The following is a 20,791-nucleotide window of genomic DNA, read 5'->3' as shown; positions in this document are numbered from 1 at the left end:
ATAGAAAAAGAGTTCGCCAAGCGTGTGCAAAACATCGACGCAGCCGCGCCTGACAAGCAGCCGCTTAACCGTTAAAATCTATGGTTTTGCAACCGATTGCCATTGCCGATCATGCAAGTCATCCGCGGCATAGCCGCCGCCAATCTTCCGCCCTGTGCGCTGACCATCGGCAATTTCGACGGCCTGCACCTTGGGCATCAAGCCATGATTGCCAAGGTGCGCACCGTCGCAACCGGGCGCAAGCTCGCCACGGCCGTGCTGACGTTCGAGCCGCATCCACGCGAGTTGTTTGCCCCGGATGCCGCACCGGCACGGCTGACCAGCTTTCGAGAAAAGGCCGAGCTGCTGGCCGCCGAAGGCATCGATTATCTGATCGTGCAGCGTTTCGACCGTCGCTTCGCCGGCTATGACGCCAGCGCGTTTCGCGATGAAATCATCGCCAAACGCTTGAACGCCCGCTATGTCATCGTCGGCGACGACTTCTGCTTTGGCGCCAAACGGGCCGGCAATATCGCACTGCTGGCGGCATCAAGCGCCTTTGAGGCGCACGCGCTACCGACGATCATTCATGCCGGCGAGCGCGTGTCGTCGACCGCTGTGCGCGCAGCACTCGCCGACGGCAATATGGATCACGCCGCAGCCCTGCTGGGGCGGCCGTATTCGATTTCCGGCAGAGTGGTCGGCGGCGACAAGCTGGGCCGGCAACTGGGCTTTCCGACCGCCAATATCCAGTTGCGTCACAACAAACCGCCCATGATGGGTGTATTCATCGTTGAAGCACACGGACTGGAAAAGCCGTGGCAAGGCGTCGCCAGCCTGGGCGTGCGCCCGACGGTCAAGGGCGCCAATGCGGCGCCGGTGCTGGAAGTGCATTTATTCGATTTTCAGCGCGAGATTTACGGCGAGCACCTGCGGGTGGATTTCCTCGCCAAGCTGCGCGACGAAGAAAAGTATTCGGGTCTGGAACCCTTGATCGCCCAGATCCACAAAGATTGTGACCAAGCCCGCGACTGGTTCGCGACACGTGCCCAACACTGAGAGAAACCATGAGCGAAAAAGCGTCGAACAAATACCCGGTCAACCTACTGGACACCCCGTTCCCGATGCGCGGCGACCTCGCCAAGCGCGAACCGGGCTTCCTGAAGCAGTGGCAAGACCAACAGCTGTATAAAAAGCTGCGCGAACGCGCCAAGCAGGAAAACCGTCCGAAGTTCATCCTGCACGATGGCCCGCCGTACGCGAACGGCGAGATTCACCTCGGCCACGCGGTGAACAAGACGCTCAAGGACATCATCATCAAGTCGAAGTCGCTCGCCGGCTTCGATGCGCCCTATGTGCCGGGCTGGGATTGTCACGGCCTGCCGATCGAGCACCAGATCGAAAAAATCTCCAAGAACGACGCCAAAGCCGTCAAAGCCAACCCGGACATCCACGCCCGCATCGTTGCCTATCGCAAGGAAGCCGGGCTTTCCGACCAGGAAACCCATCTGCCGGCCGCCTTTGTGCGTGAACTGTGCCGCGACTACGCGGCCAAGCAGATCGAGATCCAGAAAGAAGGCTTTATCCGCCTCGGCGTCTGGGGTGACTGGGCCAACCCGTACCAGACAATGGCGTTCAAGACCGAAGCCGATATCGTTCGCACGCTTGGCAAAATCCACGCCAATGACTTCATCGTCAAAGGTCAGAAGCCGGTGCACTGGTGCGTCGATTGTGGCTCTGCGCTGGCAGAGGCTGAAGTTGAATATGAAGACAAGGTGTCGCCGGCCATCGACGTCGGCTTCCGTTTTGTCGACACAGCGGCGCTGTCGCAAGCCTTTGGCGGCGTGAACCTGCAGGACCAGCCAGCCTACGCGCCCATCTGGACCACGACGCCGTGGACGCTGCCGGCCAACCAGGCCGTGTGCGTCCACCCGGAGCTGAACTACGACCTGATCGCCACGCCCAAGGGCTTGCTGGTGTTGGCCGCCGATCTGGCCGAATCGGCACTGAAGCGCTACGGCATCGAAGCCGCTGAAGTGATCGCCAAGGTCCATGGCTCGCGCTTGAATCTGTTGCAGCTGCAACACCCCTTCCTCGATCGCCAGGTACCGGTGATTCTGGGCGAGCACGTCACCACCGAAGCGGGCACTGGCTTGGTTCACACCGCGCCGGCACACGGCCTCGACGACTACCTGGTTGGCCTGCATTACAAGCTGCCGGTTGATAATCCGGTTGGTGGCGACGGCCGCTACATCGCCAGCGCACCGTTCGCGCCGGGCAAGACCGTGTGGGAAGCCAACCCGCTGGTGATCGAAACCCTCGCCGCACATGAAGCATTGTTCGCCAGCGAAAAGCTCAAGCACAGCTACCCGCACTGCTGGCGCCACAAGACACCGATCATTTTCCGCGCCACCACCCAGTGGTTTATCGCGATGGAAAAGGCGGTCAACGGCACCACGCTGCGCCAGCTTGCCAACAAGGCCGTCGACGACACCGAGTTTTTCCCGACCTGGGGTCGCGCACGTCTTGAGTCGATGATCGGCAACCGCCCGGACTGGTGCATCTCGCGTCAGCGCAACTGGGGCGTACCGATGACCTTCTTCGTACACAAGGAAACCGGTGACCTGCATCCACGCAGCGGCGAGTTGCTGGAGATCGTCGCCAAGCGCATCGAGAACGAAGGCATCGAGGCCTGGTTCAAGCTTGAGGCCGAAGAGCTGCTCGGCGCCGAAGCCGCTCAGTATGACAAGCTGAAAGACACGCTCGACGTCTGGTTCGATTCGGGCTCGACCCACTACGCGGTACTGAAACAGCGCGAAGACCTCGCTTGGCCGGCCGATCTGTACCTGGAAGGCTCCGATCAGCACCGCGGCTGGTTCCAGTCGTCCCTGCTCACCGGCTGCGCCACCGAAGGCCGCGCACCGTACAAACAACTGCTGACCCACGGCTTCACCGTCGACGACAAGGGTCACAAGATGTCGAAGTCCAAGGGCAACGGCATCGAACCGCAGGAAATCTTCAACAGCATCGGCGCCGACATGCTGCGCCTGTGGGTCGCCAGCGCCGATTACTCGGGCGAAATGTCGCTGTCGCAGGAGATCCTCAAGCGCACCACCGACTCGTATCGCCGCATCCGCAACACGCTGCGCTTCCTGCTCGCCAACTTGTCCGATTTCAAGGCAGATCAGCTGATACCGGCCGAGCAACTGCTGACGCTGGATCGCTACGCACTGGTCGAACTCGATGCATTCCAGCAGCGCGTTACCGCGCTGTTCGATCGCTACGAGTTCCATTCGGCGGTGCAGGAAATCCACCGCTACTGCTCGGAAGAACTCGGTTCCTTCCATCTCGATATCATCAAGGACCGGCTCTACACCACCAAGGCCGACTCGGCGATTCGTCGCTCGGCGCAAACCGCGCTGTGGCACATCACACAGTCGCTGGTGCGCATCCTGTCGCCGATCCTGTCGTTTACCGCGCACGAGGCATGGGAAGTACTCAACGGCAGCGACGACAGCGTCTTCCTGGCGACCTGGCACAAGATCCCGGCCATCGCCGATGCCGCAGAATTGTCGGCTCGCTTCGCCTTGATCCGTGAGGTGCGCACCGCCGCGCAGAAGGACATTGAAGTGCTGCGCGCCGACGGCAAGCTGGGTTCCAGTCTGCAGGCCGAAGTCGAGCTCACCGTGGGAGCGGATGCCCATGCCGTGCTCGCCAGCCTCGGTGACGAACTGCGCTTCGTGCTGATCACCTCGAAAGCCGTGCTCAAGCAAGGTAATGAAACCGCCGTTGCGGTGACGCCATCGGTCTACACCAAGTGCGATCGTTGCTGGCATTACGTCGCCAGCGTCGGCACCGTTGCCGGTCATCCGGGCCTGTGCGCGCGTTGCGACGACAACCTGCACGGTGCAGGCGAGGCGCGCGTCCATGCCTAAGCGGTTCTGGCAATGGATCGCCCTGGCGATTGTGGTGATCGTGCTTGATCAGGCAAGCAAGCACGCCGCCGAAGCGGCGTTCAGCTACGGCGACGTGCTGCCGGTCATTCCGGGCTTTTTCAACCTGACCCTGGCGTACAATCCCGGCGCGGCATTTTCTTTCCTTGCCGATGCCGGCGGCTGGCAGCGCCACTTCTTTACCGTGCTGGCGCTCGGCGTGTCGGTGTTTATCGTGCTGACACTGCGCAAGCATCACGACCAGAAGCTGTTCTCGCTGGCGCTGTCGCTGATCATGGGTGGCGCACTGGGCAACGTGATCGACCGGGTGCTGTTCGGTCACGTCATCGATTTCATCCAGTTTTACTATCAGAACTGGTACTACCCGGCCTTCAATATCGCCGACTCGGCCATTTGCGTCGGCGCGGCGCTGATGGTGTGGGACAGCTTCCGCAAAAAGGAAACGGCATGAGCATGCAGATCATCCTCGCGCAGCCGCGCGGCTTCTGCGCCGGTGTTGACCGGGCGATCGCCATCGTCGAGAAGGCGCTGGAAAAATATGGCGCGCCGATCTACGTGCGCCACGAAGTCGTGCACAACAAGTTCGTGATCGAAGACCTGAAGGCCAAGGGCGCGATCTTCGTCGAAGAGCTGGCCGAAGTGCCTGCCGGCAACACGGTGATTTTCTCGGCGCACGGCGTCTCGCAGGCGGTGCGTGTCGAAGCCGAAGCGCGCGGCTTGAACGTGTTCGACGCCACCTGCCCGCTGGTAACCAAGGTGCACCTGGAAGTGAAGCGGCTGCGCCAGCAAGGCTTCGAGATCATCATGATCGGCCACAAGGGCCACCCCGAAGTCGAAGGCACCATGGGGCAGGCCGATGGGGGCATGTACTTGGTCGAAGAAGCCGAGCATGTACCGACAATGGTCGTCAACGAAGGCGCCAAGCTCGCCTACGTGACGCAAACCACGCTCTCGGTCGACGATGCCCAGCGCGTGGTCAACGCCTTGCGCACCCGCTTCCCCGACATCGTCGGCCCCAAGAAGGACGACATCTGCTACGCCACACAAAACCGCCAGGATGCGGTGAAGCAGCTGGCGCGTGATGTCGACGTGCTGGTGGTGGTTGGCTCGCCGAACAGCTCGAACTCGACCCGGCTGCGCGAAGTCGGCACCAGCCTCGGCATCGACTCGTACATGGTCGACAACGAAACCGAGCTCAAGCCCGAATGGTTCGCCGAGGGCGCCCGCGTCGGTGTTACTGCCGGCGCATCGGCACCGGATGTACTGGTGCAGCGCGTGATCACGCGCATTGGTGACTTTGGCGCCGAATCGGTTTCGCCGATGGACGGCATCGAGGAAAACGTCGTGTTTTCCCTCCCCAAAGGGCTGGCTTGACCGCCCACGTGCAATCAAGAACGCCCCGTTCCGCCGGGGCGTTTTGCTTTCCGGCCATCCGGACACACAAGTCCGACCGGGGTCATCCATTCGGGTAAAATGCGCGCCATGAATGCCGTTTCCTCGCCCGTCGATCTTTGCTGCTTCCATTGTGGCGAATCCGTACCCGATGGCACCTGTTTCTCCATCCACTACCGCCAACGTAGCGAGCCGGCCTGCTGCGCCGGCTGCCAAGCGGTAGCGCAGAGCATTATCGACGCGGGGCTCGACGCCTATTACGAGCGACGCGAAGCGCCGGCCGATCGCGCCGAACCATTGCCGCAGGCCTTGCGCGAACAGCTCAAGCTCTACGACGATCCGCAACTGCAAGCCGGCTTTGTCGCCACCGATGGCGAGCTGCGCGATGCGGCACTGATGATCGAAGGCATCACCTGTGCCGCATGCATTTGGCTTAATGAACGGCAAATCGCCCGCGTACCGGGCGTCAGCGACGTATCGATCAACTACACCAGCCATCGTGCCCGCGTACGCTGGAACCCGGCGCAAACCAGCCTGTCGGCCGTACTTGAGGCGGTTGCCGCGATCGGTTACCGCGCGCTGCCGTACGACCGGGCCCGACAGGAAGCCGCGCAGGCCAAGGCGCGCAAATCGGCGCTGTTCCGGCTCTGGGTCGCCGGGCTGTCGATGATGCAGGTGATGATGTTCGCCGTGCCGGTCTACCTGGCACCGACCGGCGAGATCGAACCCGTTTGGCTCAAGCTGATGAACTGGGCCAGTCTGGTGCTGACGCTGCCGGTCGTCGCGTATTCAAGCTGGCCATTTTACGTATCGGCGTGGCGAGACCTGAAGCGCCGCCGCACCGGCATGGACTTGCCGGTTACGCTCGGTGTGTTGTCGGCCTTCTTCGCCAGCGTCTACGCGCTGATTACCGATCACGGCGAGGTGTATTTCGATTCGGTATCGATGTTCGTCTTTTTGCTGCTCACCGGCCGTTACCTCGAATCGCAAGCACGCGCCAAGGCCGGCGCGGCGCTGGAACAGCTGGCGGCCTTGATTCCTGCATTCGCGCATCGACTCGCCGACTATCCGCACGATCGCAGCGTGCACGAAGCTGCAGTGGCCCGCCTGGCGGTCGGCGACGTACTCCTCATCAAGCCCGGCGAAGCGGTGCCCGCCGACGCCCGGGTCGTCGAAGGCCAATCACAACTTAACGAAGCCATGCTGACCGGCGAAAGCCTGCCTGTCGAAAAACGTCAAGGCGACGCCCTCATCGGCGGCACGATCAACCTGGATTCTCCCTTGATCGCCACGGTCGAACGCATAGGCGAAGAAAGCCGCCTGGCCGGCATCGTGCGCTTGCTGGATCGGGCGCTGGCCGAAAAGCCCCGGCTTGCCCTGCTCGCGGATCGCGTCTCAGGCGCCTTCGTGGCCGCATTACTCGTGATCGCCGCGCTCACCTGGGTCTTCTGGCATTTTCACGACCCCATTCACGCCCTGCCGATCGCCGTTGCGGTACTGGTGATCTCCTGCCCCTGCGCGCTCGGGTTGGCGACGCCGGTCGCATTAACAGCCGCCACCGGCGCGCTGGCACGGCGCGGGGTTTTGGTCAGTCGCGGCCACGCACTTGAAACCCTGGCCAACGTCACCGACGTCGTTTTTGACAAGACCGGCACACTGACGCTGGGCGAGCCCCGGATCGAAATGGTGATTCCGCTCGCCAAGCAAGGCGAGAACACCTTGGTCGCTCTTGCCACGGCACTGGAAGCCCACTCCGAACACCCGCTAGCGCGCGCCTTCGCCGCCAGCGAACACCCGACCGCGAGCAATATCATCAACCACCCGGGCGGCGGATTGAGCGGTCATATCGATGGCATACCGTACGCCATCGGCCGGCCCGATTTCGTAGCGCAGTTCTGCCGTACCAAGCAGCCCGATTTGCCGGACGAAATGGGAGGTACGCTGGTGGCGCTGGTCTCAGAAAACGAATGGCTGGCCTGGTTCATTCTTGCCGACTCGCCGCGCCACGACGCCGGCACGACAATCGCCACACTCAAGCACCGCGGTCTGCGCACGCACCTGCTCAGCGGCGATTCGACCATCGCCGCCGGCGGGCTGGCGCAACGCTTCGGCATCGACCACTGGCAAGCCAGGGCTACGCCGGAAGGAAAACTCGATTACCTGCGACGGCTGCAGGCCGGTGGGGCTCGCGTGCTGATGATCGGCGATGGTGTCAACGACGCGCCGGTGCTCGCCGCAGCCGACGTCTCGATCGCCATGGGTGCCGGCACCGATGTCGCACACAGCGCCGGCGATGCCATCCTGCTGGAAAACCGCCTGCAGCGCGTCCCCGAGGCGATCGGCTTTGCCCGCCGCACCCGGCAGATTGTGCGGCAGAACCTTGCTTGGGCGCTGATCTACAACCTGGTTGCATTGCCGATCGCGGTTGCCGGCTGGGTCACGCCGTGGCTGGCCAGCGTCGGCATGGCGGCAAGCTCGCTGCTGGTCGTCCTCAACGCTTTGCGGCTGGCGCGCAGCCCATGGAGTAAATGATGGAGAGCCTATACCTGCTGATTCCGCTATCGGTGCTGTTGGTCATCGTGATTGGGGCTCTGTTCTGGAATGCCATTCGCGGCGGGCAATTCGATGATCTGGAAGGGCCGGCCCATCGAATCTTGCAAGACGATGATCGATCAGAGCAGCAACCACCCGCAAATGAGGCCCGAAGGGAAAAAAACAACTGACTGAAGGACGTATGGCACGGTAAAATGCACGTTGGTCGTCGACCGGCTTGATTTATATCAAGGTTGAACTAGTGCCTGCCTCGCTATAGTCGCGCCGGTAAATTGCGCAAAGTGCCTTCATCACCCGGCACTTGTTCTCTCGCCAGAGAAAACATTGCGTTCGAATAAAAAATTTTAAAACTCGCCGTTCTTGGAGAACATTCGGAGCGCTCCCATGGAAAACCAAGCCACATATAACTATAAAGTGGTTCGGCAATTCGCCATCATGACAGTCGTCTGGGGCATTGTCGGCATGCTGCTCGGGGTGTTCATCGCCTCGCAACTCGTCTGGCCGGAACTCAATCTGGGCCAATATTTCCACTTCGGTCGCCTGCGCGCCCTGCACACCAGCGCGGTGATTTTCGCGTTCGGCGGCTGCGGCCTGATTGCGACCAGCTATTACGTCGTCCAGCGCACCTGTAACGCGCGCCTGTTCTCCGACCGCCTTGCCGCGTTTACCTTCTGGGGTTACCAGCTGGTCATTATTTCTTGCGTCATCACCTACCCACTTGGCATGACCTTTAGCAAGGAATATGCCGAGATGGAATGGCCGATCAAGATTCTGCTCGCCATTGTCTGGGTCGCCTATGCCGTGGTGTTCTTCGGCACCATCGCCAAGCGCAAGGTCAAGCATATCTACGTGGCAAACTGGTTCTACGGCGCGTTCATCCTCGCCGTTGCGCTGCTGCACATCATCAACAGTGCCTTTATCCCGGTCTCAATGTGGAAGTCGTATTCGGCTTACTCCGGCGCCGTCGATGCGATGGTGCAGTGGTGGTACGGCCATAACGCGGTCGGCTTTTTCCTGACCGCCGGCTTCCTCGGCATGATGTATTACTTCGTACCGAAGCAGGCTGGCCGCCCGGTGTATTCATATCGCCTGTCGGTCGTGCACTTCTGGGCGCTGATCTTCACCTATATGTGGGCCGGCCCTCATCATCTGCATTACACCGCACTGCCGGACTGGACTCAGTCGCTGGGCATGGTGTTCTCGCTGATTCTGCTGGCGCCAAGCTGGGGCGGCATGATCAACGGCATCATGACACTGTCGGGTGCCTGGCATAAGCTGCGTACCGATCCGATCCTCAAGTTCCTGGTGACCGCACTGTCGTTCTACGGCATGTCGACGTTCGAAGGCCCGATGATGGCGATCAAGACCGTCAACGCGCTGAGCCACTACACAGACTGGACCGTGGGCCACGTGCACTCGGGTGCGCTGGGCTGGGTTGCGATGATCACCATTGGTTCGATCTACTACCTGATTCCGCGCCTCTTCGGCCGTGAACAGATGCATTCGGTCAAGCTGATTGAAGCCCACTTCTGGATCGCCACGCTCGGCATCGTGCTCTACATCTCGTCGATGTGGATTGCCGGTGTAACCCAAGGCCTGATGTGGCGCGCGGTGAACCCGGATGGCACGCTGACCTACTCGTTCATCGATTCGGTCAAGGCAACCCATCCGTATTACTTCATCCGTTTCATCGGTGGTTGCTGCTTCGTCTCCGGCATGTTCCTGATGATGTACAACGTGCTGCGCACCGTATTTGACGGCAAGCCGGTCAACGCGCCGATCCCGGCCGTGCCTGCGCACGCCTGAGCTGTAAGAGGACCTACAGAAAATGAATAAGGCTCAGAAGCTGATTGAAGAAAACGTGGGCTGGCTGATCGTCCTGACGATCGCCACCATCAGCGTCGCCATGCTGGTGGAAATCCTGCCGCTGATGTTCTCCAAATCGGTGACAAAACCGATCGAGGGCGTCAAGCCATACACCGCGGTGCAGCTTGCCGGCCGCGACATCTACATCCGTGAAGGCTGTTACAACTGCCACTCGCAGATGATCCGTCCGTTCCGCTCCGAAACCGAGCGCTACGGCCACTACTCGGTGGCGGGTGAGTCGGTATACGACCACCCCTTCCTGTGGGGCTCCAAGCGCACCGGTCCGGATCTGGCCCGCGTGGGTGGTCGCTACTCGGATGAATGGCATCGCGCCCATCTGATGCGTCCGCAAGACGTGGTGCCGGAATCGGTAATGCCATCGTTCTCGTGGTTGGCCGCACAAAAGGCCGATGCAGAAACGATGCCAGCCAAGCTGAGCGCACTGCGCAAGGTGGGCGTGCCCTATACCGATGCGGACATCGCTGGTGCAGCCAAGGAAGTTGAAGGCAAGACCGAGATGGATGTGCTGATCGCCTATCTGCAAGGTCTCGGCCTGGCACTCAAGAACAAAAGGTAATACGGATCATGGATTTTCAGGACCTCGCTCGCATCTCGGTCACCGTCGGCAGTTTTTGCTGTTTCATCGGTATTTGCATCTGGGCTTACAGCCGCAAGAGCCGCGCCGGTTTCGATGAAGCGGCACAAGCACCGCTCCTCGACGATGACACCCCGCACGATACGCGCGCCTGAAAATCTGCCGTACGGAGAAGAATGAGATGACAGATTTCTATAGCGGTTTTTGGGGCATTTTCATTGCCGTGATCGTGATCGTGTCGCTGATCTGGCTTGCCGTCCTGCTCAAGAGCCAGGCGGTGATCAAGCTCAAGAAAGGCGAAAAAGCCGCGGTTCTCGATCACAAGTGGGACGGCGATCTGCAGGAATACAACAATCCGCTACCAGGCTGGTGGCTGTGGCTGTTCATCCTGACCATCGTTTTCGCAGTGGGCTACCTTGCGCTCTACCCTGGCCTCGTGATCTTTGGCAATGCCAAAGGCTGGACCTCGACCGGACAGTTCAAGCAGGAAGTCGCCAAGGCCGACGCCAAATATGGCCCGATCTACGACAAATACCTGAACATGCCCATCACCAAGGTATCGCAAGACAAGGAAGCGCGTGAAATGGGCCAGCGCCTGTTTTACACCTACTGCATCCAGTGCCACGGCGCTGACGCACGCGGCGCCAAGGGCTTCCCGAACCTGACCGATAGCGACTGGCTGTACGGCGGCACGCCCGAGAAGATCCTTGAAACGGTCGAAAAGGGTCGCCACGGCCAGATGCCTGCATTTGGTGCAGCCTTCGGTGAAGAGAAGGTTCGCGACGTCGCCAACTACGTGATGCAGATTGCCGGCAAACCGCACAATGAGCTACGCGCCTCGCGCGGTCAGTCGACTTATCAGCAGGTGTGCGTCGCCTGTCACGCCGCGGACGGCAAGGGCAACAAAGACATCGGCGCGCCGAACCTGACCGACAAAACCTGGCTGTATGGCGGCTCCGAAGCCACCATCATCGAAACGGTCACCAACGGTCGCAATAACGTCATGCCACCTTGGAAGGACTTCCTCGGCGACAGCAAGGTTCATCTGCTGGCGGCTTATGTGTATGGTCTGTCGAACAACCCGGAAACCGCGTCCAAATAAGCGGCAAAACTTCCGGCATGTGCAACGGGCGGGTTATCCCCGCCCGTTTTACCATCTTGATGCACCGATCAAGAACGAGAACCGTTTGCGATGCGTCACGGATACAGCAGTAGGAAGGCGTGATGAGCAAACAGAAACTCCAGGACATCCCCGTTACCGTGGTCAAGGACGACGGCGAGTACGAGCAGATTCATCTGTACACCTCGCACCGGAAGATTTACCCGCGCTGGGTGACCGGACTGTGGAACAACTGGCGGATTTTCTTCGTCGTTGCGACCCAGCTATTTTTCTATGCCGTGCCGTGGCTGCAGATCAATGGCCGCCAGGCGTTGCTGTTCGACCTCTCCACCCGCAAGTTCTACATCTTCAACCTGCTGTTTCTGCCGCAGGACTTCATCTATCTGACAGCCTTGCTGCTGCTGTGTGCGTTCGGCCTGTTTGCCTGGACCACCATCGGCGGGCGACTCTGGTGCGGATACGCCTGCCCGCAAACCATTTACACCGAAATGTTCCTGTGGATCGAGAAATGGGTCGAAGGTGACCGCCCTTCACGAATCAAACTCGACAACGGCCCACTCAATACCCGCAAGCTGCGCCTAAAAACGGTCAAACATACCGCGTGGATCGTCCTCTCGCTGTGGACCGGCTTTACTTTCGTCGGTTATTTCACCCCCATTCGTGCACTCTGGCACGACATGCTGATCCTTGCCCTCGGCGGCTGGGAGCTGTTCTGGATTCTGTTCTACGGCTTCGCCACCTACGGTAACGCTGGCTGGATGCGCGAACAGGTCTGCAAATACATGTGCCCCTATGCCCGCTTTCAGGGTGCGATGTTCGATGCCGATACCCTGATCGTGTCCTACGACGAAAAGCGCGGCGAAGCACGCGGCAGTCGCAAAAAAGGTGCCGATTACAAGGCCGAAGGCCTGGGTGACTGCATCGACTGCACGCTGTGCGTGCAGGTCTGCCCGGTCGGCATCGACATCCGCGACGGACTGCAGTATGAATGCATCGGCTGTGCCGCCTGTATCGACGCCTGCGACAGCGTCATGGACAAGATGGACTACCCGCGCGGGCTGATCCGCTATACATCGGAAAACGCGCTTAAGGGCGACTACCCGGAACGGCAGATGCTCAAGCGCATCGGTCGCCCGCGCGTCCTGATGTACGGCATCGTGCTCGCCATCATCATGGTGACGACGATCACCAGTCTGGTGCTGCGCCAACCGGTCAAGGTCAATATCGCCCGGGATCGCGTTGCACTGGTGCGGGAAGCCGATGATGGCTGGCTGGAGAACAATTATCGCGTTCAGATCGAAAACGCCGATGAAGCCCGTCATGTTTATCGGATCACTGCCGAAGGGCTACCCGGGCTGCGCGTCATCATGGACGGCCCCAGCGAGGTCGATGTCGCACCGACCGAAATACAGGACGTAGGCATCCGTCTGCAAGCCGATCCGCAGATCGCGACCAAGGGCAGCCACGACATTCATTTCGTCATTACCGCGATCGATAAACCCGAGATCAGCACGCGGGAAAAAGCGACATTCATCGGTCAGTAATCCGCATAGCCGGGAATCCTCAGGACTCCCGGCTGTCCATCACGTCACGAACACAAGCAGGGTCCGTAATGAGCAAGTCCTTCACGCCACCACAAACACCTTGGTACAAATCGCCCTGGCCCTGGTTTCTGATGGCCTTTCCGGCCATTGCTGTCGTTGCCGGCATTGCCACCTTTGTGATCGCCTTCAAAAGCGAAGATAGCCTGGTTTCGGATGACTATTACAAGGAAGGCCAAGAGATCAATCAGCGGCTGGCGCGCGATGACAAGGCACGTGAACTGGGCCTGAGCGCGCAAATCATGATCAGCGACGACAGCCGAGCCATCCGCATCATGCTCAATCGTCCAGTCGAGGGGGCTCTGTTTCTCAAAATCGTCCACCCGACCATCGCCGGCCACGATCAGCAGCTCAAGCTCGTCGAGCAAGGTCCGATGCTGTACGCCGCGCAGCTGGACAAGCCACTCCCGTCGCATCGCTGGCAGCTGGAATTAGGTGATGATGCCGGCCAGTGGCGCCTCAAGGCGGAAGAAACCCTGCAGGGAAATACCGTTCTGAAGCTGCAGCCGCATTGATTCAATGGCTCGCCCGATCCTGCACCGGAATCGGGCAGCCGTCGGTCAGCCAGGCGCTGATTACCTCGGCATCCTTGATGGTTTTGACGTGCTCGAACGCCGCTTCGGCCTCGGGATGAATCCGCTTCAGGTAGTTGAGCCACTGCTTCAATCGCCCAGCCTGATACTTGGGCAGAATATGCACCAGCACGTTATCCCAGAAGCTCGATAGCAAAGGCTTCAGTGCCTCCCAGTCCGGTGCCGGCAAGCCCTTGATCCGCGCAGCCAGACCGGGATCGGCGACGATGCCGCGCCCCAACATCACGTCGTCACAACCGGATTCGGCACGACAGCGGTGATAATCGTCGACCGTCCAGATCTCGCCGTTGGCGATCACCGGCACCGATACTGCCTCACGAATCCGACCGATCTCGTGCCAGTACGCCGGCGGCTTGTATCCATCGGCCTTGGTGCGCGCGTGCACCACCAGCTCGGCCGCACCGGCGCTCCCCAGCGCATGCGCACAATCGAGCATCCGTTCGCGATCGTTGTAGCCAAGGCGCATTTTGGCAGTAACAGCCATTGGCGCCGGCACCGCGCGGCGTACGCTCGAAACGATCTCGTGCAGCAATTCGGGCTCATCCAGCAACACCGCGCCACCGCGATGGCGGTTCACCGTCTTGGCCGGACACCCAAAATTCAAATCGATCGCCATTGGCGCCAGTTCAGCCAAACGCGCAGCATTCTCAGCCAGGCACACCGGATCCGACCCCAACAGCTGCACCCGCACCGGCACGCCGGACGGCGTGCGGCTACCGTGCAGCAACTCCGGCGCAATACGCTGGAACGTTCGGTTCGGCAGCAAGGTACCCGAGACACGGACAAACTCGGTCACGCAGATATCCACCCCAGGTGTACGGGTCAGCATGTCGCGCAACAAATGGTCGAGCAGCCCCTCCATCGGGGCGAGATAGATTTTCACGGCATCAAAACTCAAGACAATTCCGGCATTTTACCCTGCCGATACAGATTGACCGCACGCGGATTGACACGCGTACGATCGTTCACTACGCTAATGGAACGAATGTTCTCTATCGTACAGGCTATGGGCAACCCAAATCGCGACCAGGAATACCTCGGCAAGCTGCAAGACTACTATGCCGATTACCGCAGCATCCCTTCATACGCCGTCATTGGTGACATGCTCGGGATGGCCTCCAAATCAGCCGTATCAGCATTGATCAAGCGACTAACGCTGGCCGGCTACGTTGATATGACTCCGGACAAGCGCCTGGCACCGACCAAGCGGTTCTTCGAGCGTGAACTGGCGGATTTTCCGATCCCCGCCGGCATGCCCGCGGCCGCCAACGACGCGATGAGCGAATCGCTCACTATTGATGAGTACCTGATCCCCAAGCCATCGAACACCATCATGGTCAAGGTCAAGGGCGACTCGATGATCGATGCCGGCATTCACGACGGCGACATTGCCATCGTCGAAAAACGCCATGCCGCCAGCGTCGGCGACATCGTTATCGCGATAGTCGATGGCGAGTACACGCTCAAGGAACTGGGGCGGGATAAACAGGGCTATATGCTGCTGCCACACAATCCCGCCTATGCGCCGATCCGCCCGCAGGAAGGACTGGAAATCTTTGGCATCATGGTCGGTCTGATACGTAAATACCGCTAAAATCCGCCCTGAACCGATGACTTCTGGATTGCGATGAGCAACGAACAACACTCTCCGCTCGGCAAAGCCGTCAGCTACACGGCCGAGTACGACCCGAGCCTGCTATTCCCGATTCCGCGCAGCGGCAAGCGCGAGGAAATCGGCCTCGGCAGCACGCTACCGTTTATGGGCGTCGATATCTGGAACGCCTATGAGCTGTCGTGGCTGAACATGCGTGGCAAACCGCAGGTGGCACTGGCCAGGTTCGAGGTGCCCGCCTCCAGTCCGAACATCATCGAATCCAAGTCGTTCAAGCTATACCTCAATAGCTTCAACCAGACTCGCCTCACCAACGCCGAGGCTTTGGCCGAATTGCTGCGCCATGACCTCAGCGATGCCGCAGGCGCCACCGTGCATGTCGAACTGATTGACACCTCGGCTTTTGGCAAACAAAAGCTGGCCGAACTCGATGGCTATTGCATCGACAATCTGGATATCGACGTCGAAACCTACACCCCGGCACCGGGCATACTCCATTGTGATGATGCAGATAGCCCGGTCAACGAAATCTTGGTTTCGAACCTGCTCAAATCCAACTGCCTCGTCACTGGGCAACCGGACTGGGCCAGCGTGCAGATCAGCTATACCGGCCAGCCAATCAACCGGGAATCACTACTCAGATACCTGATTTCGTTCCGCAATCACAACGAATTTCACGAGCAGTGCGTCGAGCGCATTTTCGTCGACCTGATGCGCAGCTGTGCACCGCTCAAGCTCTCCGTTTATGCGCGTTACACCCGCAGGGGGGGCTTGGACATCAATCCGTACCGCAGCAACTTCAACGCGCCGCAGCCGTCCAATCTGCGTACCGCACGCCAATAAAGCAGAGGAACGACATGGATCGCGCAACTTTCGCGGGTGGCTGTTTTTGGTGTCTGGAAGCCGTATTCCAGCGCATCAACGGCGTAAAACGGGTTGTTTCTGGCTATATCGGCGGCCACACCCCTAATCCGGACTACCGCAGCATCTGCAGCGGAACGACGGGCCATGCTGAAGCCGTTCAAATCGACTACGACCCCGATCAAGTCGACTACGAAACACTGCTTGATGTATTTTTCGCAACCCATGACCCCACCACGCTGAACCGGCAAGGCAACGATAGCGGCACCCAGTATCGTTCGGCCGTTTTCGTGCACGACGAAGCGCAGCGGCAATCGCTGCAGGCCAAGCTGGCCGAACTGGCGGCTGGCGGCCAGTTCTCGGCACCGATCGTGACCGAGACAAGAGACGCGACCACCTTCTATGCCGCGGAAGCCGAGCACAACGATTACTTTAACCGGCATCCCAATCAGCCCTATTGTATGGCGGTGGTCTTGCCCAAGGTGCGCAAGCTACACGCACAATTCGCGCAGCTGACCCGCAGCGACGGCTAAGGACGGAGCGCGATGGGGCCGGCTGGCGGGTTATACTCAGCGTTTTCCCTAATCCCTGCCGCCATGTCACCGCATCTCGCGCAGTTACACCCCTACCCGTTCCAGAAGCTGCGGCAGCTCTTTGCCGGCATCACGCCAAATCCGGCGCTTGCTCACGTCAATCTGTCGATTGGCGAGCCCAAACACCCGACACCGCAGCTGGTTAAAGACGCGCTCATTGCCAATTTCGACGGCCTGTCCGCATATCCGGCAACGCAAGGCAGCGATGCCTTGCGTACGGCGATCAGCCGCTGGGCAAGGCGCCGCTACGGCATTTCGGCACTGAATCCTGCGACCGAGATTCTGCCCGTTAACGGTAGTCGCGAAGCCCTGTTTGCCTTTGCCCAGACCGTCATCGACACCAGCGGCGGCAAAAAACCGATTGTGCTTTCGCCCAACCCCTTTTACCAAATTTACGAGGGTGCTGCGCTACTCGCGGCGGCGGAGCCCTACTACGTCAACTGCACCGCAGAAACCCGTTTCCAGCCCGATTGGGCCGCCGTCCCCGAAGATATTTGGGCGCGTACCCAGCTGGTTTTCGTGTGTTCCCCTGGCAACCCTACCGGCGCGGTAGCGTCGCTCGCAGACTGGGAGAAGCTGTTCGCGCTGTCGGATCGCTATGGTTTTGTGATCGCCAGTGACGAATGCTATTCGGAAATCTACTTCGGCAAAGAAAAGCCGCTCGGCGGCCTTGAGGCGGCAGCAAAACTCGGTCGCGACTACAAGAATCTGGTGATGTTCTCGTCGCTTTCAAAGCGCTCGAATGTGCCGGGCCTGCGCTCGGGCTTCGTCGCTGGCGACGCCGGACTGCTCGCGCAATTCCTGCTCTACCGCACTTATCACGGCTGCGCGATGAGCCCCATGATTCAAGCCGCCAGCGCAGTCGCGTGGGATGACGAGGCCCACGTCGAGGAGAATCGCCGCCTGTACGCCGCCAAGTTTGAAGCCGTAACACCCCGCCTCCAAACGGCGCTCGAGGTCGATGTTCCGGATGCGTCGTTCTACCTTTGGGCCAAAGTGCCCGGTAGCGATACCGATTTTGCTCGGCGGCTTTACCAACAAGAACATGTAACCGTCCTGCCCGGATCCTTCCTGGCCAGAGATGCACACGGCGTCAACCCAGGTGCGGGATATATCCGCATTGCCCTGGTTGCCTCACAGGAAGAATGCCTGGAAGCGGCCGAACGCATCGCTCGCTTCACCCAATCTTCGTAAACCACCAAGGAAAACAGCATGAACAATCTGCAATCCGTGATTGAAACCGCATTTGAAAATCGTGCAGACATCACCCCGGCATCAGCAACTGCCGAACTGCGAGATGCCGTCAACGAAGTCATCAACCAGCTCGACAAGGGCCTGCTCCGCGTTGCCGAAAAGATCGATGGCGCATGGCATACCCACCAGTGGCTGAAAAAGGCCGTACTGCTGTCGTTCCGCATCAACGACAACGTACCCATGGATGGCGGCTGCACCCAGTATTTCGACAAAGTACCGTCGAAGTTTGCCGATTACTCCGAGGCCGACTTCCGTGCAGGTGGTTTCCGTGTCGTTCCTAACGCGATCGCGCGCAAGGGCTCGTTCGTCGGCAAGAACGCCGTGCTGATGCCGTCCTACGTCAACATCGGCGCTTACGTCGACGAAGGCACCATGGTCGACACTTGGGCCACAGTGGGTTCGTGCGCCCAGATCGGCAAAAATGTTCACCTCTCCGGCGGTGTTGGCATCGGCGGCGTGCTTGAGCCGCTGCAAGCCAATCCGACCATCATTGAAGACAACTGCTTTATCGGTGCCCGCTCGGAAGTTGTCGAAGGCGTGATCGTTGAAGAAGGCGCAGTGATTTCGATGGGTGTTTATATTGGCCAAAGCACCAAGATTTACGACCGCGAAACCGGCGAAGTCAGCTACGGTCGCATCCCGGCAGGCTCGGTTGTCGTGTCAGGGAACCTGCCGTCGGCCGACGGCAAGTACAGCCTATACTGCGCCGTGATCGTCAAAAAGGTTGATGCCAAGACTCGCGGCAAGGTCGGCATCAACGAGTTGCTACGCGGCATTTGATAAGTTCGCGCATTCAGCCCAATAAAAAGCCGGCCAATTGGCCGGCTTTTTATTGGGCACGATACTTACAGCAGTACATCGCGAGATACCCCGTAGCGACGCAGGATTCTGCGCAACTGTTCCAGCGCTTCGATCTGGATTTGTCGCACACGTTCGCGTGTCAGGCTCAAGCTTGCCGCCAGATCCTCCAGTGTGCAGATCTCGTAGCCATTCAAACCGTAACGCCGCTCAATGACCATGCGCTGTTTTTCATTGAGCTGCCGCAGCCATTCGCGCACATAACGCTGAATCTCGGCATTCTGCAGAATCATCTCCGGGCCTTCGTTCTGCTCGTCCGGAATGGATTCACCGATCGTCAGCATCGGATCGATATCCAGCGGCGCATCCAGTGATGCAACCCGCTCGTTCAACCCCATGATCCGTCGAACATCATCAACATCCTTGCCAACCAGATGCGCGACATCTTCCAGAGTCGGCTCGTAACCAAGGTGAGTCTCCAGGTGCCTTTGCGCACGCAGATAGACGTTGAGTTCCTTGATGACATGCACCGGCAAGCGGATGGTGCGCGACTGATTCATGATGGCCCGCTCGATGCTTTGGCGGATCCACCATGTGGCATAGGTCGAGAAGCGAAATCCGCGCTCGGGATCGAATTTCTCCAGCGCATGCATCAAACCGATATTGCCTTCCTCGATCAGATCGAGCAGGGTCATGCCGCGGTTGATGTAATGCTTGGCGATGTTCACCACCAGGCGCAGGTTGTGTTCGATCATTTTCTGGCGAGCTTCAAAATCGCCCTGGACAACCCGTCGGGCCAGCTCCCGCTCCTGGTCCGGCTTCAGCAGCGGGCTGCGACCGATCTCGTTCAGGTAGATCTGCGTGACATCGCCAGTGCTTTCGTAGCTGGTATGGTCGGCTCCGTCACCGCCACTGGCCTCCTCAGCCTCAGCTTCTTCTTCCGCCTCTTCCCGTTCAGTCTCGTCGCTTTGATCGAGACCCGGTTCGTTTTCCAGCATATCGATTTGATCGTTCATAGTCGGTCATTCAAGCTGAATATATTTGACGGGATCGACCGGTTTGCCATATCTGCGAATTTCAAAGTGCAGCTTAACCTGGTCGGTATCGGTATTACCCATTTCAGCAATTTTCTCGCCCTTCTTGACGCTATCGCCCTCTTTGACGAACAGCTTGCTGTTATGGGCATAAGCTGACAAATACTCCTTGTTATGCTTAACAATCAACATCTTTCCATACCCACGAAGCCCAGACCCCGCGTAAACAACCTTTCCAGACGCTGACGCAACGATAGATTGTCCTAATCTTCCCGGAATATCAATGCCCCGATTTTCCTCGGTAAAACCTTTGCCTGGCTTGCCGGGTGTCGGCGCCATCCAGTCTGTCACCTCGGCATCGTCACCAGAAGCAGGCTTGGCAGTTGATTTTTCTGTGTTTTTTGGCGCAGAGGCGACCGAAGATGAAGTGGTCTTAACTGGACTACTCGCTGAAACCGTCTGTGGTTTGGCAGCAACGGCCGACGCTGTGGTGACTGTACTCACCGGCTTAGCCGTGGACTTAACCGGCTGCGCGACACTGCCAACCGGTGCGGAGTCGGCCAAGGGACGAACCTCGACCCCGGCCGGCGTACCCACGGCGGCGCCGACTGGCGCGGTCAGCCGCAGGACTTGACCAACCTTGATGTCATTGAAGTCGGCAAGGCCGTTCCAGCCGGCCAGGTCGCGATAACCCAAGCCATGATCAAGTGCGATCCGATAGAGCGTATCGCCCCGCTTGACCATATATTGCCCCGGCGGCACCACAGCCACGGGCGCGGGGGTTGTCGCCGGCAAAGGCGTCGGATTGGTATGATCAACGATCGGCGCCGGCTGGCGCGGCGTGCTGGTGCACGCGGCGAGCAGCAATAAAACGGTCGGGGCGATCAGGCGCGGCCTGCAACTCACAAAGGATCTCCTTGTTTAGCTGCCAGCGGATACACCGGTTACCGACAGCGAATCGTAAATGGACCGGTTGTGCGCATAATG

20 protein-coding genes are annotated in these 20,791 nt (G+C 59.5%); 17 read left to right on the top strand and 3 right to left on the bottom strand.

What is annotated here, in order from left to right; genetic code table 11:
- Positions 1–111: 111 nt before the first annotated feature.
- The 12 genes from JLC71_RS05135 (at position 112) to JLC71_RS05080 (ending at position 13,574) form a co-directional block, all read left to right on the top strand.
- Positions 112–1,038: a bifunctional riboflavin kinase/FAD synthetase gene (locus JLC71_RS05135; RefSeq protein ID WP_200917695.1), complete on the top strand. Its 927-nt coding sequence runs from the start codon at positions 112–114 to the stop codon at positions 1,036–1,038.
- Between the two features lie 8 nt (positions 1,039–1,046).
- A complete protein-coding gene (ileS, locus tag JLC71_RS05130; protein ID WP_200917694.1) occupies positions 1,047–3,914 on the top strand; it encodes an isoleucine--tRNA ligase in 2,868 nt (955 codons plus the stop codon).
- Entirely contained in the window at positions 3,907–4,383 is a 477-nt protein-coding gene (gene lspA, locus JLC71_RS05125) for a signal peptidase II (protein ID WP_200917693.1), read from the top strand. Before ileS ends, lspA begins: the two co-directional genes overlap by 8 nt.
- Positions 4,380–5,306: a 4-hydroxy-3-methylbut-2-enyl diphosphate reductase gene (ispH, locus tag JLC71_RS05120; RefSeq protein ID WP_236250990.1), complete on the top strand. Its 927-nt coding sequence runs from the start codon at positions 4,380–4,382 to the stop codon at positions 5,304–5,306. The genes lspA and ispH overlap by 4 nt, the downstream gene beginning before the upstream one ends.
- A 108-nt stretch (positions 5,307–5,414) precedes the next feature.
- Positions 5,415–7,856, top strand: coding sequence for a heavy metal translocating P-type ATPase (locus tag JLC71_RS05115; RefSeq protein ID WP_200917692.1), 2,442 nt, complete (start codon positions 5,415–5,417; stop codon positions 7,854–7,856).
- Entirely contained in the window at positions 7,856–8,047 is a 192-nt protein-coding gene (gene ccoS, locus JLC71_RS05110; RefSeq protein WP_200917691.1) for a cbb3-type cytochrome oxidase assembly protein CcoS, read from the top strand. Before JLC71_RS05115 ends, ccoS begins: the two co-directional genes overlap by 1 nt.
- A 214-nt stretch (positions 8,048–8,261) precedes the next feature.
- Positions 8,262–9,683, top strand: coding sequence for a cytochrome-c oxidase, cbb3-type subunit I (gene ccoN, locus JLC71_RS05105; protein WP_200917690.1), 1,422 nt, complete (start codon positions 8,262–8,264; stop codon positions 9,681–9,683).
- Positions 9,684–9,705: 22 nt separating this feature from the next.
- Positions 9,706–10,320 (top strand): cytochrome-c oxidase, cbb3-type subunit II, encoded by a 615-nt coding sequence (gene ccoO, locus JLC71_RS05100; protein WP_200917689.1) that lies wholly within the window; start codon positions 9,706–9,708, stop codon positions 10,318–10,320.
- Between the two features lie 8 nt (positions 10,321–10,328).
- The gene (locus JLC71_RS05095; RefSeq protein ID WP_200917687.1) at positions 10,329–10,493 is read left to right on the top strand and encodes a cbb3-type cytochrome oxidase subunit 3; all 165 of its coding nucleotides are present in this window, start codon (positions 10,329–10,331) and stop codon (positions 10,491–10,493) included.
- 26 nt (positions 10,494–10,519) lie between these two features.
- A complete protein-coding gene (gene ccoP, locus JLC71_RS05090) occupies positions 10,520–11,440 on the top strand; it encodes a cytochrome-c oxidase, cbb3-type subunit III (protein ID WP_200917685.1) in 921 nt (306 codons plus the stop codon).
- A 122-nt stretch (positions 11,441–11,562) separates the two neighbouring features.
- Positions 11,563–13,002: a cytochrome c oxidase accessory protein CcoG gene (gene ccoG / locus JLC71_RS05085; RefSeq protein ID WP_200917683.1), complete on the top strand. Its 1,440-nt coding sequence runs from the start codon at positions 11,563–11,565 to the stop codon at positions 13,000–13,002.
- A gap of 68 nt (positions 13,003–13,070) precedes the next feature.
- Positions 13,071–13,574: a FixH family protein gene (locus JLC71_RS05080; RefSeq protein WP_200917681.1), complete on the top strand. Its 504-nt coding sequence runs from the start codon at positions 13,071–13,073 to the stop codon at positions 13,572–13,574.
- Between the two features lies 1 nt (position 13,575).
- Here the strand turns inward: JLC71_RS05080 and JLC71_RS05075 are convergent, their stop codons facing one another.
- On the bottom strand, positions 13,576–14,550 hold the full coding sequence (locus JLC71_RS05075) for a tRNA dihydrouridine synthase (RefSeq protein ID WP_308431170.1): 975 nt from the start codon (positions 14,548–14,550) through the stop codon (positions 13,576–13,578).
- A gap of 87 nt (positions 14,551–14,637) precedes the next feature.
- Between JLC71_RS05075 and JLC71_RS05070 the strand changes: the two genes are divergently transcribed.
- The 5 genes from JLC71_RS05070 (at position 14,638) to dapD (ending at position 18,752) form a co-directional block, all read left to right on the top strand.
- Entirely contained in the window at positions 14,638–15,246 is a 609-nt protein-coding gene (locus tag JLC71_RS05070) for a LexA family protein (RefSeq protein ID WP_236250989.1), read from the top strand.
- A gap of 33 nt (positions 15,247–15,279) precedes the next feature.
- Positions 15,280–16,107 carry an NADPH-dependent 7-cyano-7-deazaguanine reductase QueF gene (gene queF / locus JLC71_RS05065; RefSeq protein WP_200917679.1) on the top strand — a complete coding sequence of 276 codons (828 nt, stop codon included), beginning with the start codon at positions 15,280–15,282 and terminating at the stop codon, positions 16,105–16,107.
- Positions 16,108–16,121: 14 nt separating this feature from the next.
- A complete protein-coding gene (msrA, locus tag JLC71_RS05060; RefSeq protein WP_200917677.1) occupies positions 16,122–16,658 on the top strand; it encodes a peptide-methionine (S)-S-oxide reductase MsrA in 537 nt (178 codons plus the stop codon).
- 63 nt (positions 16,659–16,721) lie between these two features.
- Positions 16,722–17,912, top strand: a complete 1,191-nt coding sequence (gene dapC / locus JLC71_RS05055) for a succinyldiaminopimelate transaminase (protein WP_200917675.1) — start codon at positions 16,722–16,724, stop codon at positions 17,910–17,912.
- 18 nt (positions 17,913–17,930) lie between these two features.
- Entirely contained in the window at positions 17,931–18,752 is an 822-nt protein-coding gene (dapD, locus tag JLC71_RS05050) for a 2,3,4,5-tetrahydropyridine-2,6-dicarboxylate N-succinyltransferase (protein ID WP_200917674.1), read from the top strand.
- Between the two features lie 65 nt (positions 18,753–18,817).
- Here the strand turns inward: dapD and rpoS are convergent, their stop codons facing one another.
- On the bottom strand, positions 18,818–19,768 hold the full coding sequence (gene rpoS, locus JLC71_RS05045) for an RNA polymerase sigma factor RpoS (protein ID WP_255517369.1): 951 nt from the start codon (positions 19,766–19,768) through the stop codon (positions 18,818–18,820).
- Positions 19,769–19,792: 24 nt separating this feature from the next.
- Positions 19,793–20,710, bottom strand: a complete 918-nt coding sequence (locus JLC71_RS05040) for a peptidoglycan DD-metalloendopeptidase family protein (RefSeq protein WP_200917670.1) — start codon at positions 20,708–20,710, stop codon at positions 19,793–19,795.
- Positions 20,711–20,791: the final 81 nt, after the last annotated feature.

This window comes from Jeongeupia sp. HS-3 (genome assembly GCF_015140455.1).
Lineage (GTDB): Bacteria > Pseudomonadota > Gammaproteobacteria > Burkholderiales > Chitinibacteraceae > Jeongeupia.
Note: the sequence above shows the minus strand (reverse complement) of the source record. Positions and strands in the feature narration are given on the sequence as shown.